At 64.6% G+C, this 16,225-nt stretch carries 16 protein-coding genes; 5 read left to right on the top strand and 11 right to left on the bottom strand.

All coding sequences use genetic code 11. From position 1 onward, the window contains the following. Window positions 1–2 precede the first annotated feature (2 nt). The 8 genes from DDE20_RS10570 to DDE20_RS10605 all read right to left on the bottom strand — a co-directional run bounded on the left by DDE20_RS10570 (window position 3) and on the right by DDE20_RS10605 (window position 7,773). A complete protein-coding gene (locus DDE20_RS10570; RefSeq protein ID WP_116558469.1) occupies window positions 3–1,784 on the bottom strand; it encodes an aminopeptidase P family protein in 1,782 nt (593 codons plus the stop codon). 77 nt (window positions 1,785–1,861) lie between these two features. Continuing rightward, the gene (locus tag DDE20_RS10575; protein WP_116558470.1) at window positions 1,862–2,485 is read right to left on the bottom strand and encodes a YdeI/OmpD-associated family protein; all 624 of its coding nucleotides are present in this window, start codon (window positions 2,483–2,485) and stop codon (window positions 1,862–1,864) included. Then, a complete protein-coding gene (gene cobT / locus DDE20_RS10580) occupies window positions 2,482–4,356 on the bottom strand; it encodes a cobaltochelatase subunit CobT (RefSeq protein ID WP_116558471.1) in 1,875 nt (624 codons plus the stop codon). The genes DDE20_RS10575 and cobT overlap by 4 nt, the downstream gene beginning before the upstream one ends. Before the next feature lie 144 nt (window positions 4,357–4,500). Continuing rightward, window positions 4,501–5,115 (bottom strand): hypothetical protein, encoded by a 615-nt coding sequence (locus DDE20_RS10585; protein WP_116558472.1) that lies wholly within the window; start codon window positions 5,113–5,115, stop codon window positions 4,501–4,503. 95 nt (window positions 5,116–5,210) lie between these two features. Beyond that, entirely contained in the window at window positions 5,211–6,227 is a 1,017-nt protein-coding gene (locus DDE20_RS10590; protein ID WP_116558473.1) for a mechanosensitive ion channel family protein, read from the bottom strand. An 11-nt stretch (window positions 6,228–6,238) separates the two neighbouring features. Continuing rightward, window positions 6,239–6,511, bottom strand: a complete 273-nt coding sequence (locus tag DDE20_RS10595; RefSeq protein ID WP_116558474.1) for a hypothetical protein — start codon at window positions 6,509–6,511, stop codon at window positions 6,239–6,241. Window positions 6,512–6,662: 151 nt separating this feature from the next. Next, window positions 6,663–7,175, bottom strand: coding sequence for a nucleoside diphosphate kinase regulator (rnk, locus tag DDE20_RS10600; RefSeq protein ID WP_116558475.1), 513 nt, complete (start codon window positions 7,173–7,175; stop codon window positions 6,663–6,665). Window positions 7,176–7,287: 112 nt separating this feature from the next. Beyond that, entirely contained in the window at window positions 7,288–7,773 is a 486-nt protein-coding gene (locus DDE20_RS10605; protein ID WP_116558476.1) for a GreA/GreB family elongation factor, read from the bottom strand. A 596-nt stretch (window positions 7,774–8,369) separates the two neighbouring features. Between DDE20_RS10605 and DDE20_RS10610 the strand changes: the two genes are divergently transcribed. The 3 genes from DDE20_RS10610 (at window position 8,370) to DDE20_RS10620 (ending at window position 11,112) form a co-directional block, all read left to right on the top strand. Beyond that, complete coding sequence (locus DDE20_RS10610; protein ID WP_165814490.1) at window positions 8,370–8,729, top strand: DUF1127 domain-containing protein; 360 nt, start codon at window positions 8,370–8,372, stop codon at window positions 8,727–8,729. Between the two features lie 383 nt (window positions 8,730–9,112). After that, a complete protein-coding gene (locus DDE20_RS10615; RefSeq protein WP_116558478.1) occupies window positions 9,113–9,607 on the top strand; it encodes a Dps family protein in 495 nt (164 codons plus the stop codon). Between the two features lie 236 nt (window positions 9,608–9,843). Beyond that, window positions 9,844–11,112, top strand: coding sequence for an MFS transporter (locus DDE20_RS10620; RefSeq protein WP_165814491.1), 1,269 nt, complete (start codon window positions 9,844–9,846; stop codon window positions 11,110–11,112). 4 nt (window positions 11,113–11,116) lie between these two features. Here DDE20_RS10620 and mgtE read toward each other — a convergent pair whose 3' ends face one another. Then, complete coding sequence (gene mgtE / locus DDE20_RS10625; RefSeq protein WP_116558479.1) at window positions 11,117–12,445, bottom strand: magnesium transporter; 1,329 nt, start codon at window positions 12,443–12,445, stop codon at window positions 11,117–11,119. A 273-nt stretch (window positions 12,446–12,718) separates the two neighbouring features. Between mgtE and DDE20_RS10630 the strand changes: the two genes are divergently transcribed. Then, the gene (locus DDE20_RS10630; protein ID WP_240607991.1) at window positions 12,719–13,069 is read left to right on the top strand and encodes a VanZ family protein; all 351 of its coding nucleotides are present in this window, start codon (window positions 12,719–12,721) and stop codon (window positions 13,067–13,069) included. Window positions 13,070–13,107: 38 nt separating this feature from the next. Here the strand turns inward: DDE20_RS10630 and DDE20_RS10635 are convergent, their stop codons facing one another. Further along, complete coding sequence (locus tag DDE20_RS10635; protein WP_116558480.1) at window positions 13,108–13,749, bottom strand: bifunctional 4-hydroxy-2-oxoglutarate aldolase/2-dehydro-3-deoxy-phosphogluconate aldolase; 642 nt, start codon at window positions 13,747–13,749, stop codon at window positions 13,108–13,110. A gap of 159 nt (window positions 13,750–13,908) precedes the next feature. Further along, window positions 13,909–15,129, bottom strand: a complete 1,221-nt coding sequence (locus DDE20_RS10640) for an acyl-CoA dehydrogenase (RefSeq protein WP_116558481.1) — start codon at window positions 15,127–15,129, stop codon at window positions 13,909–13,911. 95 nt (window positions 15,130–15,224) lie between these two features. Here DDE20_RS10640 and DDE20_RS10645 point away from each other — a divergent pair, with 95 nt between their 5' ends. Beyond that, window positions 15,225–16,142: a LysR family transcriptional regulator gene (locus DDE20_RS10645; RefSeq protein ID WP_205961653.1), complete on the top strand. Its 918-nt coding sequence runs from the start codon at window positions 15,225–15,227 to the stop codon at window positions 16,140–16,142. Window positions 16,143–16,225 lie beyond the last annotated feature (83 nt).

Raw genomic sequence — 16,225 nt, forward strand, 5'->3', positions numbered from 1 at the left:
ATCTACCCCAGCGGCGCGCAGGCCTGTTGCAGCCATGTGCGGGCGGTCTCGGAGACGCGCGCGTTGAGGTTTTCCCAGACCTGTGCGTGATAGGCGTCGAGCCATGCGACCTCATCCGCCGTCATTAACTCTTGCAATATCAAGCGCTTGTCGATCGGGCAAAAGGTGATCGTCTCGAAATCGAGCCACGGGCGGCTTTCGCCCAAGGGCGCGGCCTCTTGCACGACAATCAGGTTTTCGATGCGGATGCCAAAGGCTTTGGGGCGGTAGTATCCCGGTTCATTGGACAGGATCATGCCCGGTTCAAAGGGCAGCATCGAGACCCGCGACAGGCGCATCGGGCCTTCATGGACGCTGAGCGCGGCGCCGACGCCGTGGCCGGTGCCATGGTCAAAATCGAGCCCGTCGAGCCAAAGCGGATAGCGCGCGAGGGCGTCGAGATGGCCACCGGCGACGCCGCGCGGAAAGCGGGCGCGGGAGATCGCGATCATCCCTTGCAGCACGCGGGTATAGGCGGCGCGGCGGTTGCGCGCGACCTCGCCCACGGGCAGGGTGCGGGTGATATCGGTGGTGCCATCGGGGTATTGGCCGCCGGAATCGATCAGGAAAAGATCGCCGCTTTGCAGCATCCGGTTGCTGTCTTCGGTGACGCGGTAATGGTTAATCGCGGCATTGGGGCCGGTGGAACTGATCGTGTCAAAGCTCAGATCAAGAAGCTCTCCGGTGGCGGCGCGGAAGGATTCCAGCCGCTGCGCCATATCGATTTCACTGAGCGATGTGAGGTCTTGCGCGTCATACCAGGCGAGAAATTCAACCATCGCGGCGCCGTCGCGCAGATGGGCGGCGCGCATACCGGCAAGCTCGGCGGGGTGTTTGATCGCCTTTGCCATCAGAAAGGGATCGGCGCCCTCAACGCCTTGATTCAACGCGGTTTTCACCGCGAGAGGGGCGGTGGCGGGGTCGAATTGCACGGGGCCATCAAGGGCACGCAGGGCGGGGACGAAAGCCTCGGGCGCGTGCAGGGTGACATCCGGCTCGATGGTGATATCCGTGAGTTTCGCCGTGTCGATGAAGAGGTCGATCTGCGCGTTGCTGTGCAGGATCGCGAAGCCCTGCACCACCGGATTGCGCGTGATATCGGCGCCGCGCCAATTCATTAACCACGCCAGCGAATCCGCCAGTGTGATCACTGTGGCGGTGATGCCCGAGTGCTGCAGTTGCGCGGCGATCTCGGCGCGTTTTTCGGCGCTGCTGCGACCGGCGAGGGTGAGCGGATGGGCGCGGACACGGCCCTGCGCGGGGGCAGGTTGATCGGCCCAGATAGCATCAAGCGGGTTGCTGTCGAGCGCTTGCAGGGTGATGCCGTGACCGCGCAACCCGTCCTCGATTTTAGCGATCTCATCCGGCGTGTGCAGCCACGGGTCAAAGCCGATCACCGCGCCGGAGTTTGCGTGTTGGATCAGCCAATCGGCGGCGCTGGTTTGGGGCCAAGGGACGGGTTGATAGGCGGTAAGGTCGATCTGGTCGCGCACTTGGATGGTGTAGCGACCGTCGATGAAAACACCGGCAACCTGTTGAAGAACAACACAGAATCCCGCCGATCCGGTGAAGCCGGTGAGCCATGAGAGGCGCTCGTCATGGGGGGAGACATATTCGCCTTGATGGGCGTCGGCGCGGGGCACGAAGAAGCCGTCGATCCCGCGCGCGGCGAGTTCAGCGCGCAACAGCGCGAGGCGCGGGGCGCCTTGGTCGGGCGAGGTGGAGGCGGTGAAAGATTGGAACATGGGGCAGCCTGCTGTGAATTTTGCGCAGCATGCCAGTTGCGGGCGCGGGCTGCAATCAGGGGCAATCGGGGCGCGCGTCAGTATTCATTGGCGCCTTTGCCAGCGAGGATTTTCGGGGTCAGTTTCGCGATCCGCTTGAGGCGGGTGGCGCTGGTTTTGGCGGTGTTCAGCACAATCGCATAGCTGCGCTGGCGGCCCGGGGTGAGGGCATTGAAGGCCTCGGCGAGCGCGGGATCGGCGTCGAGGGCGTCGATCAACTCTTGCGGCAGGTCCAATGGCGCGGGAGCGGATTTTCCGGGGCGCAGACCGGCCTCGGCATTGGTTTTGGCGGCGCTGAGAAAGCCCTGGATCGCGGGGGTCAGGCGGATCACCTCGGCCTTGGAAGTGAAGCGTAACACATTGGAAACGCTGCTATTCGGCCCGGGTTTTTGTAGCAGGCCATCTGGGTCGTCCAAGAGTTCAGCATCCATCAAGGTCAGGCAGAAGTCGCCCTTGAAAGCACCCACTAACGCGATGTTGCGGTCGGCAAAACGGTAGCAGGGATGGCCCCAGCGCAGGGATTCCTCGAGCCCTGCGTCAATGCAAATCTGGCGCAAATGGGCCAGCCCCTCGGCCCAGCGGCGGGCCGAACAGGCGTCGGAGGCAAAGCGCGGGCAGCGGCCGCAGCCGTCGATGAAATAGCGCTGGACGTCCTCGATCACCGGCCCATCATCGACGCCATGCCCATCACGCGGGCGCGGGCGCGCGGGTCGCTGTCAAACAGCGCGGCGAGTTGTTCGGTCATCGCGCCGGCGAGTTGTTCGACATCGGTGATGGTGACCGCGCGCTCGTAGTAGCGGGTCACGTCATGGCCGATGCCGATGGCCAGCAGTTCGACGGCTTTGCGCTTTTCGACCATGGCGATCACGTCGCGCAGGTGTTTTTCCAGGAAATTCGCCGAGTTCACCGAGAGGGTGGAATCATCGACCGGCGCGCCGTCCGAGATCACCATCAGGATTTTGCGCTGCTCGCGGCGGTTGATCATTCGGCGGTGCGCCCATTCCAGCGCCTCGCCGTCGATATTTTCCTTGAGCAAACCCTCTTTCATCATCAGCCCGAGGTTGTCGCGCACCCGCCGCCACGGCGCATCGGCGCTTTTGTAGATAATGTGGCGCAGGTCGTTGAGGCGACCGGGCGATTGGGCGCGGCCATCGGCGAGCCATTTCTCGCGGCTTTGCCCGCCTTTCCACGCGCGGGTGGTGAAGCCGAGGATCTCGACCTTGACCTGACAACGCTCGAGCGTGCGGGCCAGAACATCGGCGCAGATCGCGGCAATCGAGATCGGGCGGCCACGCATCGAGCCGGAGTTGTCGATCAGCAAGGTCACCACGGTGTCGCGAAATTCGGTGTCTTTTTCCACCTTGAACGACAAGGGTGTGGTCGGGTTGGCGACGACCCGGGCGAGGCGGCCTGCGTCGAGCGTGCCTTCCTCAAGATCGAATTCCCACGAGCGGTTTTGCTGCGCCTGCAAGCGGCGTTGCAGCTTGTTGGCGAGACGGCTGACCGCGCCTTTCAGCGGGTCAAGCTGCTGGTCGAGATAGGCGCGCAGGCGTTCCAGCTCGATCGGCTCGGCCAGTTCCTCGGCAGAGATTTCTTCATCGAAATCAGTGCTATAGATCACATAGTTGGGGTCGGCATCCGAGGGTGGAGCGGGCAGCGGCGGCTCGGGCGGGGCCTCGGCCTGCGGCATTTCGCTTTCGTCCGACATCTCGTCTTCGGCGTTTTCGTCCATCACCACATCGGTTTCGGCGGTCTCTTCCTGCGCGCCGTCCTGTTCGGTCTCGGTCTCTTCGCTGTCGGAGGATTCGTCGCCGGTGCTGTCGGGGGTGTCCTCGGCCTCGGATTGTTCTTCTTCCGAGCCCTCGTCCTCATCGCCCATATCGTCGGGGTCGTCGCCCAATTGGTCGCCGTAGCCGAGATCCTGAATCACCTTGCGGGCGAAACGGGCGAAAGCGGCCTGATCGCCCAGCACATGATCGAGGTTTTCGAGTGTCTCGCTGGCCTGTTGTTCGATGAACGGGCGCCAGAGGTCGGCGACGGTGTCGGCGCCTTTGGGCAGCGCGCGACCGGTGGCCATTTCGCGGATCAACAGACCGGCGGCAACCGAGAGGGGCGCTTCGGTCTGGCTGCGGATCTGGGCATAGCCCTTGCGTTCGGCGTCATGGGCGATACGGGCGTCGATATTCTCGGCCGTCCCGGGCATATGGCGGGCGCCGACGGCCTCGCAACGGGCGGTCTCCATCGCTTCATAGAGGTCGCGCGCCATCTCGCCCTGCGGCTGATAGCGGGCGTGCGTGGCCTCATTGTGAAAGCGGCGTTTGAGCGCGAACCCGTCCGCCGTGCCACGCGCCAAGAGCACCTCGTCGCGGGTCATGCGGCGGGTAACCTGCGGCAAGCGCATGGAATCTTTCGTCATTCCCGGCGGATCGACGGTAAAGCTGACGGCGACCTCGGTATCATCAGCCATCACGCGGGTGGCGTCGCTGAGGGCTTTTTTGAACGGATCGGCGGGGTTGTCGGACATCTTGCTCATGGGCTGTTTATGCACCCGAGTGCGGGGCGGGAAAAGGGGGCATTTGGCACATTGGGCCGCGATTGCGGGGTGCCGGAGGGAATTCGGCGAAAAGGCCGGGCCGGGCGCGGGGGCGCGGTATGGTTAACGGCGGTAACTGGCGGTTTAGTCGAACAAAGCGCGGCAGATTTGCGGGATATAATCGAGCGTCAGATCCTGCAATGCAAACCCTCCGGGCGCAAGCCTGCCGCTGTCATTGCGCACTTGCGCGGGGTCGCCGCTGTTGCGTTCTAACACGTAATCGCCGGTCAGCAGGTTGACGTCGCAGCTGCCGTGATAGGCGGGGTCGATGCGGTCATAGAATTGATGGGTGAAACCGGCGACGCGAAAGCTGTCCTCGCGGTAGGCGATGGTGATGCGCTGAGTCCATGGCGTGCGGCCAATGCCGGTTTGCTCGGAGGTGATGGCGAATGTGGTGGGTGTCAGCGCCACGAGGCCGGGGGTTTGGCCGCCCCATGGGCCCGCGTAGGTCGCGGAGAATGTGGTGAATTGCGGTTCGAGCCCGCGGAAGGTGCCGAGATAGACGCGGAGATCGGCGCTATCGGGGGTCTCGCTTTGCACCAGCAGCACCGCATCGGGGTCGCCGTCGCCGTTCCAATCCCCCGAGAGCGCGGCGATCAGGGTTCCGGGCTGCGGCGCATCGCTATCGGCGAGCGCGGGGGTGACCAGCGCGGTGAGTGCGAGGAGGGCGAGGTGATAGCGGGTGGAGGGCGCTTGCATGGCTGAAAACTCCTTGGGGTAACGCCAGCCTAGGCGGCGGGGCGTTGGATTTATAGCCTAGATGCACCCCTCACCGGAACGTGACGCGCAAGCGGTCAGGGCAATCGCCCCGCCGGTCTGCCGCTGCGGGGCGTGCTGTCGGTGGCGTGTTCGACTGAGGGGTCCGCTGTGGCGGTCTCAGCGACCACCTCGCCGGCCTCGGGGGCTTTGGCCAGCGGTGGCACGGGGGGCGCCTCGCTGCCGGTGATCACCGCGATGCGGCGGTAAGGGGCGACGGAGCCCGCCTCGCGCAGTGCTTCATCAACGCGGCGGAAGACCTCATCGCGGCAATCCACATCTCGGTCAAAGCGCGAGAGCCAATAGCGGATCGCATAGGTGATGCCGCCCTCCTCATAGGCGGTGACGCGGACATCGGGGGCGGGGTCTTGCTGGATATGTTTGGCCTCTTTGAGCGCGGAGAGCAGCAGCGCGCGGGCCTGCTGGATCGGCATCGAATGATCGAGCGTGACATTGACCTGCGCGCGGTATTGCGGCTTGGGCGCCGAGTAATTGGTGATCCGCTGGCGGGCGATCTGGCTGTTGGGCAGGATCACATAGGCATGGTCGCGGGTCAGCAGGCGAGTGGTGCGCCAGCCGATCTCAATCACCTTGCCGCGGGCCAGCGCGTCGATATCGACCCAATCACCAATGCGAAACGGGCCTTCGACGCCAAGCGCGATCCCCGAGAGCGTATCGGCGACGACATTGCGGATGGCAAAGCCAAGAAGGGCGAGCACAAGGCCGGAACCGGCCAGCGTGCCAAAGGCGCCTTGGCCAAGATAAAGCGAGGTGGCGGCGATAAAAGCGACCATGAACAGCAGCACCGCCACCATATCCTTGAGCAATCGCGGATAGGGGCGGCGCTTGCTGGCGGCTTGGTCAAGGGCCAGCGCGGCGATCCGGCTGATCAGCCAAGCGGCGGCGAAATAGGCCAGCGCGGTGACCGCTTGGGGCAGCGATTCAAACTCACCGAAACGGTCACGCAGGAGCCATGGGGTCAGCACCAAGAGCAGGCTGAGCAGGGTCAGAAGGGCGGGCCATAGAAGGCGTCTATAGGCATGTTTTATCCGCATGGGCTCTCCGGTCAGGCGCTAAGCGGTTGCCGACGCTGTGCGGGCATGGCGCAGGTCGGGCAGCGGGTGCCATCGACACTGGCATTCGCAGCGCGGGGGATTTCAGTTTTGCAGCGGCGGCAGAATAGCGCAACACCGGGGCTGGAGGCGCCCATGGCAAAGCCCATGGCGCGGCCCATCGCCGATGAAATCGGGGTGCGGCAGACCGGACAGCGGCCAGCGGCGGCGCGGGGCAGGGTTTCGTTGCAGGTTTCGCAGACTGCGCGTGCGTTGATGACGTTCATTTCGCCAACTCCGAACAAAGGGTTATGCCGGACGCGGGGTCCGGCGGTGTTATCCCCTGTGACCGGAGCTGCCATCACCTAGGGGGTGGCGCCGGTCATTGGGGGTGCCCGCAGGAGGTGCGGGCGGAGCATTGTGTTGCGCAACAAGAGGTTACGCGTCCTCGGCGTCGCGGTCAGCGTCGCTGGGGGTGTCGGGTGTGTCGTCGAGATCGTCGTGATCCGCAGGGCTTGCGGTCAGTTCGGGATCCGCCTCGACGTGGATCACGGTCAGCATCCGGCGCTCATCATCGCGGGTGTCCCAATGAAAGGCCGCGCCCTCGGCCAGACCCAGCAGGGCGACGCCGATCGGCGTCATCACCGAGATCATATCGCGGGTGATATCGGCGTTCTCGGGGTAGACCAGCGTCACCCGACGGGTCTGTTTGGTGGCCTCGTCGCGGTAGGTGACGCGGCTGCCGATGCCGATCACGTCCTGCGGCATATCCGCAGGCTCGACGATGCGCGCCCGCCCGAGTTCCTCAAGCAGCCGGTCGGCGAGCGCCGGATTGCGCCCGAATGCGCCCTCGGCCAGCCCCTCGATATGCGTCAGATCCTCGGCATTGATGACAATCTGCGGCTGCTGGCTGCGGCGGGCCGCGGCGGTTTCGGGAGTAGCTGTGCTCATCGGGGAACCTCTCTGTGCGTGATCTGGGCATGTGTCGGATGGGTGTATAGGGGGGATATATTGACGCTATGTGACAGGTGGCGGGGGGCGGGCGGCGGGTGACGGGCGGGCGCTAATGGGTAACGCCGAGTACCGTGACCGCGGTGATCTTGCCGCAGCGATGGACCAAGGGCGCGCGCTGGCCGACCCGCATACCGATCAGCGTCACACCCAAGAGCGAAAAGGCGGCAATCACGCCATTCGCCCCGAGGGTGCGCGACTGGTGGCACAAAAGGCCCACCTGCTCGGGCCCGTCGTCGATCGTATAGCGCACCGTCGCGCCACCGCTGACCGCATCGCCTGGCAGATCCGCGTCCTCGACCGTCGGCGCGTTCAGCGTGTTGCGCAGCACGCGGCTGAGATAGGGTTCCAGCCTTGGGTCACATTCCGCGTCATAACGCTCCAGATGGCCGCGGTCGGTGGTGTTGATCACCGGCACATAGGCTTTGGGCACATAGGAGGGGCGGCGGCTGGCACCCCAACCGCGGGGCTTGCGGCCGCCGGGGCTGCGCGGGGTGAAGAGTGGTGCAAATAGATATGGGTTAAAATTCAGTTTCATCTTGATCTCCCCTCGGTCGATGGCCGGATTTCGCCACCGTCGTTTCAAAACTCAGAAAAGTGAGGAGCCCCGAGAGGATTGCAGCGCAACGCGCTTAAACCGCCCGGGGAGACGTCCGGGTCAGAAGTGGTAACCCCATATATTTAAAACAGCACCGCATAGATATTAGCTAGGGTCGCGATCTGCTTTCGTCAACTGGCAGCTTGGGAAATTGGCCGGAACCCGCCGAATAACCGGCGAAATGGCCAAAAGGTCGCACCACGCGCGGATCACTTGAAACACAATGCCGTGAGCCCCATATCGAATGTATGATGACATTGCCCGTTCACAAGAGGTTCCTGCGCTGTGCCGGAAATCTGCTGAACCGCCGGTAACCCCGAGCGGGCTCTGCGCCATTGCGCCTGCACGTCTCGGGGGTCATCCGCCTTGGGGGCTTACCCCCTCAGGCATCGGCTCGGGATCATAGAACCCGCGCCACCCGTTTACCAGTCTCGCAGACCGCCCAGCGGTCATGTTGATCCTCTGGCGCGTTGTCAGGGGGGCCGTTGTGACGGCGGTCTGCGCTATCGCTCTGCATGTCTATGGAGGGTTCCCCAATGCATCCGTTCTTGATTTTCCACGACTATCTCGGCTTTCGCAAAGCGCATCAGCGCCGCCAGCAGCAACGGCGCGAGAGCAATCTTTTACTGCGCGCGGCGCAGGCCCTGCGCGGGTTGGCGCAGAATATGATGACCGCGCACCGGCGGCGCCGGATGATCGCCGCGCTTGAGGGGATGGACGACCGGCTGTTGCGCGATATCGGGTTGTATCGCTGCAATATCCGCGAGGTGGTCGAGAGTTTCAGCGACCGCGAATTGAGCATGCGTCCGGTGGCGGCGGCGCTGCCGCGCAGTGAGCCGCAGCGCACCGTCCGCGCCGCCAATTCGGGCCAGCCGGCCTATTTGCAGGCCGCCTGATCCCGCAGCTTCGCGTGGTGCCACCGGCGATGGTGGCGCCGCGCATCCCGCCACTGATGTTCACCGCAGTCACCCTCTGGGAGTTACGCATATGATGATTTGTAAAGCTGATTTCGAAGACCTTTTCCCCGAGATTTTCCCTGCCGAGCGTGGCCAGCCTGCACGCCCGCCAGAGGGGCGAGAGGGAGGGCCATCCGGTGAGCCTGAGGGGGCGGCGCCCGCCGCGGCAAGCGCGCGGCGACAGGCGGCTGACGCTTGCGACGCACTGGCGGCCTGAGGGGGCGTTGCGGGTGCGGAATGCAGAAATTTTGACAGATTTCTTGACCTGAGCGCGACGCGCCCCATTTAGAGCTTAGCAAAGCAGTATTTTAAGGAGAAAGAGAATGGCTAAGGACAAGGTTGAAACCGCATCCGGCAAAGACGCTGGCTCCGCGATCTCGAATGTTAAAACCGTGGCCGAGGGATTGTCCGATGTTTTGTCGGAAACCTACCGGATGGTTTTAAAGACCCATATCTACCACTGGAATGTCACCGGCCCGCAATTCCGCTCGATCCATATGCTGACCGAAGAGCATTACACCGAAATGTTCGGCGCGGTTGATGTCTTGGCCGAGCGGATTCGCGCGCTTGGCAAACCGGCCGTGGTGGCACCGCAGGCGTTCCAGTCGGGGCCCGATAGCGCCGAGCCGGACGCCGGTCAAAACGCGCAAGAGATGGTCGCCGAATTGCAGGGCGAGCATGAGCGTCTGGCGGCGCGGATGCGCGCGCTGGTCGAGACCGCCGAAGAGGCCAAGGATTTCGCCACCGGCGATCTGGCCACCGCGCGGGCAGCGTTCCATGAGAAAGCCGCCTGGATGCTGCGCGCCTCGGCTGCGTAAGAGTCTGGCGTAAGGCTTTGAATTATCAGGTCTTTGTGTTGAGATGTCGCCGCGCTTATCGCGGCTGAGTGATTGCGAAAACCCCGGCTTTGGTCGGGGTTTTCGTCTGTCTGGCCACTGCATGCCACCGCGTTGATGATATTCCGGCGCGGCGCGATATCTGCTAAGCGAGAGGGATCGCCCCCCATGCGCCGCGCGGATTGCGGCGCGGTCGGGCCTTGGTTGCGGGACATATCATGGTGTTGAAACTACGCGCGGTGATGGCTCCGGTGCGGTCGCTGTTGACGGCGACGGTGGCGTTTATGGCGGGCAACAGCCTGCTGGGCGTGGTGCTGCCCCTGCGGATGGAGGCGGCAGACTATCCGGTGGCGCTGACCGGGGTGATAATGGCCGCCTATTATCTGGGGCTGGCCTTTGGCGGATATAAGGCCAAGCATATCATTATGCGGATCGGGCATATCCGCGCCTTCTCGAGTTTCGCCGCGCTGACCGCCGCCACCTGTCTGGGCCATGCGTTTCTATTTGATCCGCTGACCTGGGGCGGGCTGCGGATCATCAACGGGTTCTGCATTGCCGGAATGACCACGGCGATTGAAAGCTGGCTGAACTCGCGCAGCAGCAATGAGACGCGGGGGCGGGTGCTGGGCGTCTATATGCTGACCTTCTATCTGGCGTTGGCCTTGGGCCAGACGATGGTGAATATCGCGCCGGTCGGCGATGGCGAGTTGCTGATGATCTCGTCGGTGCTGATCGGGCTGTCCCTGATCCCGGTAGCGATGACCCGTCTTGGCGAGCCCGATCTGGGCAAGCTGCGGGTGTTGGGCATCGCGCGGCTGTTTCAGGCCTCCAAGGTTGGCGTGGTCGGCGCGGCGGTGGCCGGTGTGTTGATCGGCTCGTTCTACGCGATGGGTGTGGTCTATGCGCGGCAGGTGGGGTTGAGCGTGGCGCAAACCGCGATGTTCATGAGCACCGTGGTGTTGGGCGGTTTGGCGTTTCAACTGCCGGTGGGGATCGTGGCCGACCGGATGGACCGGCGGCTGGTGATGGCGGGATTGCTGATCGCGGTGGGGGCGTCATGGGCGCTGCTGTCGCTGGCCTTTGCGCGGGATTTGCCTTTGCTGGCGCTGATGGTGCTGGCGCTGGTCTTTGGCGGCACGATGTCGAGCGTCTATCCGCTGTGTGTGGCGCAGACCTTCGACCGGCTGGACCGCAAATACTATGTCGCGGCCTCGGGGCGGTTGCTGATGGTCTACTCAATCGGCGCGACGATCGGGCCGTTGATCGCCTCGGCGTTGATGGCGCTGTTCGGGCCGCAGTCGTTTTTCGTCTTCGAATCGCTTGTCGCCTGCAGCTATGCGCTGTTTGTCTTCTACGGGGTCTGGGCGGCACCCGCCGAACCCAAGGAGGCGCGCGAGAAATTCGTGCCGGTGCCCGATATCTCGCCCGCGGCGGTGGCGCTAGACCCGCGGATCGAGCCCGAGGAGCTGGCGCACGACGCGGCGTGAGCGCTCAGAGCGTCAGGATCGCGGTGGCGACGCTGAAATAGATCACCACGCCGGTGGCATCGGCGATGGTGGTGACCAAAGGGCCGCTGGCGGTGGCGGGGTCGAGTTTCAGCCGGCTGAGCAGAAAGGGCAGCGACATGCCGACAAGGCTGCCGATCAGCACCACGGCAAACATGGTCACGCCCACGGTCAGCGCGATCTCGGTGCCGCCGCGCCAGATGCCGAGCGGAAAGACCACCGCCGCCATCGTCGCGCCAAGCGCTGCCGCGACCGCCAGTTCGCGCAGGATCAGATCGCGCCAATCCTTGAGTTTGACGTCGCCGGTGGCCAGCGCGCGCACCATCAACGTGGCCGATTGCGCGCCCGCGTTGCCGCTGCTGTCGATCAGGAGCGGCAGGAAGAACACCAAGGACACATAGGCGAGGATCATTTCCTCGAAATAGGCGATCCCGGCGCCGGAAAAGAGATTGCCGAAGACCAGAAGCGCCAGCCAGACGATGCGTTTGGAATAGAGCATGCCAAGGCTGGCGTCGCGCAGGCTTTGGGTAAAGGGGCGCACGGTCGAGAGTTTCTGGAAGTCCTCGGTGGTTTCGGCCTGCATCACATCGGCGGCGTCGTCATGGGTGACAATCCCCATCAGCCGCCCGTCCTCATCAAGCACCGGAATTGCCAGAAGGTCGTAGCGCGCGATCAGCTTGCCGACATCCTCTTGGTCGGTATCGACCGATACCGAGATCGGCGTCGGCTCCATCAGGCTGCGAATTTCGGTGCCCGCCTCGGCCAGGATCAGCGCGTGCAGCCGCACCGAGCCGGTGAGGCGGCCATGGTGGTCGATGACATAAGAGCGGTAGATGGTTTCGGTGCCCGGCGCCTGTTGGCGCAGGCTGGCAATCGCATCCTCGGCGGTCATCTCTGCCGCCAGTGTGGCGAAATCCGAGGTCATGATCGCGCCGGCGGATTCCTCGGGGTATTCAGAGAGTTGGCGGATATCCTCGCGGTCTTCTTGGGGCAGGGTCGCGGCCAGTTGGTCCTGTTCAACCGGCGAGAGTTCGTTGAAGAAATCCACCCGGTCGTCGGCATCCATCACGGTGACGATCTGCGCCAGATCATCGCGCGGCAGATGGCGGGCGAGGCCCAGTTGCACCTCGAGCGGCAGGTTCTCGAAGACCTCGGCGCGGCGGTCCTCGGGCTGGCCGGTCAGATGGCTGGCGATATCTTCCAGCGGCAGGGGGGCGAGCCAATGCGCCAGATCAATCGGATGCGCGGAGGCGGTGAAACTGGCCACGGCGGCGGCGCTGGTGTCCTGCGGCTGGCGGATCTGGTCAAGGGACATGGCGGGCTCCTTGGGCGCGAGGGGCGATTGTGGCGGATGGGCGGCTTGGCGGAGAGGCGGGCTGGCGGATGGGCGGGCGCGTTACCGCCTTAGTGAAAGGTTGCGCCACGCTTTGCAATGCGCCTGTCGCGGATCGGCGGATCGGGGCGCTCCTGTGCAACTTTCTGCGACCAGAGCGGCGCGGGGATTGACTTGGCGCGCCTGGACCGGTTGATGAACGCTTAACCAAGAAGCGAGAGCAGTGTGACGGCAGGACAGAGAAAACTCAGGCGCGTGACCATTGGCGTGGCGGCGACATTGACGCTGGCGCTGGTGATCGCGGTGTTGACGCTGGCGCCGATGCCTGCGGGCGGGCCGCCGGGAAGCGACAAACTCTATCACGCGCTGGCCTTCGGCGCCCTGGCCTTTCCGCTGCCTTTGGTGCGCCCGCGTATGGCGATCTATGTGTTTCTCTGCGTGCTGGTTTACGGCGGCGTAATCGAGTTGATCCAGCCCTATTTCGGGCGCTCGGCGGAATGGGCCGATCTCTGGGCCGATGGGCTGGGCGCGGCATTGGGGGCGACGGCGGGCGCGTTGTTGTCCGGTCGCGTGCTGGCAGCAACGCGGCGGCGGCGCGACGCTTGAGGCCCGCGCCCGCAATCGCTTGAGGTCTGCGCCCGCGGTTAAACGGTGAGGGCGGCGGCGCTGCGGGCCAGCGCGGTGATCCCGCTCCAATCGCCCGCCTCCATCAGATCCTGCGGCGCGACCCAAGAGCCGCCAACACAGGCGACATTGGCCAAGCCTAGGTAATCGCTGGCATTCTTGAGGCTGACACCGCCGGTCGGGCAGAAACTGACCTGCGGCAGCGGCCCGCCAAGCGCCTTGAGCATCGCCGGACCGCCAGCGGGGCCAGCGGGAAAGAATTTCTGCATCCGATAGCCGTGCTGCATCAGCGCCATCACCTCGGAGGCGGTGGCAGCGCCGGGCAAGAGCGGCAGTGCCAGTTCGGTGCAGGCGGCAATCAGCGGATCGGTGGCGCCGGGCGAGACGGCAAAGGTCGCGCCCGCTTCCTTGGCCCGCGCCGCGTCATAGCCGCTGAGCACCGTGCCTGCGCCGACCCGCGCGCCGGGCACTTTTGCCATCAGCGCCATCGCCTCGAGCGCGCAGGCGCTGCGCATGGTCACTTCAAGCACCGGCAAGCCGCCCGCGACCAGCGCCTGTGCCAAAGGTTCGGCGTGGCTGACATCATGGATCACCAGAACCGGGATCACCGGCGCGAGGCGGCAGAGGGCTTGGGTCTCATGGCTTTGCAGGGCAGGGTTCATCGCGGGCACCTTGGTTGGATATATGCTGTCCCTAGCCAATCCGGGCAAATCACGCAACTGTTTCCGCTAACATTCACGGGATCGGGGGCAAATGAGACGGGCGGCGGCCCCGATGGGATGCCGCCGCCCGAATATAAGGGGTCGTGGCCCGTGCAGGTGTTAGAAGAACGCCTGCAAGCCGGTCTGCGCGCGGCCAAGGATCAGCGCGTGCACGTCATGGGTGCCCTCATAGGTGTTGACCGTCTCAAGGTTCACCATATGGCGGATGACCTGAAAATCCTCGGAAATGCCGTTGCCGCCGTGCATATCACGCGACTGGCGGGCGATATCGAGGGCTTTGCCGCAGTTGTTGCGCTTGATCAGGCTGATCATTTCGGGCGCGGCCTGGGCCTCGTCCATCAGGCGGCCGACCTGCAGCGCGGCATGAAGCCCGAGGGTGATCTCGGTCTGCATATCGGCGAGTTTCTTCTGGAACAACTGCGTCGCGGCCAGCGGTTTGTCGAATTGCTTGCGCTCGAGCCCGTAGTCGCGCGCCGCCTGCCAGCAGAATTCGGCGGCGCCCATGGCACCCCAAGCGATTCCGTAGCGGGCGCGGTTGAGACAGCCGAACGGACCTTTTAGCCCTTGAACATGCGGCAAAAGCGCGTCTTCGCCGACCTGCACGCCCTCCATCACGATCTCGCCGGTGGTCGAGGTGCGCAGGCTCATTTTGCCTTCGATCTTGGGCGCCGAAAGCCCCTTCATGCCCTTGTCGAGGATAAAGCCGCGGATGCGCCCGTCATGGGCGTCGGATTTCGCCCAGACCACAAACACATCGGCGAAGGGGGCGTTGGAAATCCACATTTTGGTGCCGGTCAGCTCATAGCCGCTGTCGGTCTTGCGGGCGCGGGTTTTCATCCCTGCGGGGTCGGAGCCGGCGTCGGGCTCGGTCAGGCCGAAACAGCCGATCAGATCGCCGCTGGCCAGACCGGGCAGGTATTTGCGCCGCTGCTCTTCACTGCCGTAGGCGTAGATCGGATACATCACCAAGGAGGATTGCACCGACATCATGCTGCGGTAGCCCGAATCCACACGCTCGATTTCGCGGGCGACAAGGCCGTAGGTGACATAGCCGGCGCCAAGCCCGCCGTATTCCTCGGGGATGGTGGTGCCCAGAAGGCCGGCGTCGCCCATCTGTTTGAACACGCCGGGGTCCGAGGCCTCATCGCGGTAGGCTTTGATCACCCGCGGTTGCAGCACCGATTGGGCGAATTCGCGCGAGGCGTCGCGCAGCATGCGTTCGTCTTCGCTGAGCAGGCTCTCGAGGCGCAGCGCGTCGTCCCACTGAAACGAGGACAGATCCGGCGCGTCTTTGGCTTTGAGGGTGGGGCGATCGGTCATGAAACTCTCCTGCATCTGGATTTGGCTAGATTTAACATGTGACAGGCGCGGAACAAACCGATAAATCTGCAGAGCATTATGAGGAAATGGAATAGATGCAGCGTAGATTGATCCCCAGCACCTCGGCACTTCTGGCCTTTGACGCGGTGGCGAGGACCGGCAGCTTCACCGCTGCCGCGCGGGATCTGGCGCTGACCCAAGGCGCGGTCTCGCGGCAGGTGGCGCAACTCGAGGCGCAGCTTGGCGTGACGCTGATCGAGCGCAGCGGGCGCGGCACCGCCTTGAGCGCGGCGGGGTTGGGCTATGCCGAGACCGCGCGGGCAGCGATTGATCTACTGGGGCAGGGCGCGTTGCAGGCCACCGGCCAGACGCCCGAGCGCGAGTTGCGGCTGGCGATCCTGCCGACCTTTGGCACCCGCTGGCTGATGCCGCGCATCCCGCGGTTTGTGCAGAGGCATCCCGAAGTGACGCTGAATTTCGAGACCCGGATCGGCGCGTTTGATCTGCGCGAGGACCGGATTGACGGCGCTCTGGTCACCTGTCGCGGGCTTTGGCCGGGGGCGGTGTTGACCCAGTTGATCGAGGAGACCCTGGTGCCGGTGGCAGCGCCGTCATTGCTGGGCGAGCGCGGGGGGCGGCGCGGGCCGGGCGCGGAATTCAGCCTTGCGGGCTTGCCGCTATTGGCGATGAGCACGCGGCCCGAGGGTTGGGCGGCGTGGTGGGCCGGACAGGGCATGGACGGGCCGGTGCCTGCCGCGGCGATGCGGTTTGAACAGGTGGCGACATTGGCGCAGGCGGCGGTGGCGGGGATGGGCGTGGCCTTGATGCCGGCGCTATTGGTGCAGCCCGAGATTATCGCTGGCGACTTGGTGCCGGTGGGGCCGGAGGCGGGTTCGGGCCATGCCTATTATTTCGCCCAACCGGAGCCGCGTGCCGGGGTGCCGGTGAAACCCTCGATCCGGCAGTTTCGTGATTGGCTGCTGATGGAGGTTGACCGCGAGACCTGGGTGTGAGGGGGCCGCCTCAGGGGGCATCGAGCCCCCGTTCGGCGGGCGCGACGGGGCGCGCGGGGGTGCATGAGATGAAGGGCTGCGCC

The sequence above is a fragment of the Pararhodobacter oceanensis genome (genome assembly GCF_003076755.1).
In the GTDB taxonomy this organism is placed as follows: Bacteria; Pseudomonadota; Alphaproteobacteria; order Rhodobacterales; family Rhodobacteraceae; genus Pararhodobacter; species Pararhodobacter oceanensis.

Coding starts and splice junctions, on each gene's coding strand:
- DDE20_RS10570 (WP_116558469.1), bottom strand. CDS start 1,784: ATGTTCCAATCTTTCACCGCCTCCACCTCGCCCGACCAAGGCGCCCCG.
- cobT (WP_116558471.1), bottom strand. CDS start 4,356: ATGAGCAAGATGTCCGACAACCCCGCCGATCCGTTCAAAAAAGCCCTC.
- DDE20_RS10585 (WP_116558472.1), bottom strand. CDS start 5,115: ATGCAAGCGCCCTCCACCCGCTATCACCTCGCCCTCCTCGCACTCACC.
- DDE20_RS10590 (WP_116558473.1), bottom strand. CDS start 6,227: ATGCGGATAAAACATGCCTATAGACGCCTTCTATGGCCCGCCCTTCTG.
- DDE20_RS10595 (WP_116558474.1), bottom strand. CDS start 6,511: ATGAACGTCATCAACGCACGCGCAGTCTGCGAAACCTGCAACGAAACC.
- rnk (WP_116558475.1), bottom strand. CDS start 7,175: ATGAGCACAGCTACTCCCGAAACCGCCGCGGCCCGCCGCAGCCAGCAG.
- DDE20_RS10605 (WP_116558476.1), bottom strand. CDS start 7,773: ATGAAACTGAATTTTAACCCATATCTATTTGCACCACTCTTCACCCCG.
- DDE20_RS10610 (WP_165814490.1), top strand. CDS start 8,370: ATGCATCCGTTCTTGATTTTCCACGACTATCTCGGCTTTCGCAAAGCG.
- DDE20_RS10615 (WP_116558478.1), top strand. CDS start 9,113: ATGGCTAAGGACAAGGTTGAAACCGCATCCGGCAAAGACGCTGGCTCC.
- DDE20_RS10620 (WP_165814491.1), top strand. CDS start 9,844: ATGGTGTTGAAACTACGCGCGGTGATGGCTCCGGTGCGGTCGCTGTTG.
- mgtE (WP_116558479.1), bottom strand. CDS start 12,445: ATGTCCCTTGACCAGATCCGCCAGCCGCAGGACACCAGCGCCGCCGCC.
- DDE20_RS10635 (WP_116558480.1), bottom strand. CDS start 13,749: ATGAACCCTGCCCTGCAAAGCCATGAGACCCAAGCCCTCTGCCGCCTC.
- DDE20_RS10640 (WP_116558481.1), bottom strand. CDS start 15,129: ATGACCGATCGCCCCACCCTCAAAGCCAAAGACGCGCCGGATCTGTCC.
- DDE20_RS10645 (WP_205961653.1), top strand. CDS start 15,225: ATGCAGCGTAGATTGATCCCCAGCACCTCGGCACTTCTGGCCTTTGAC.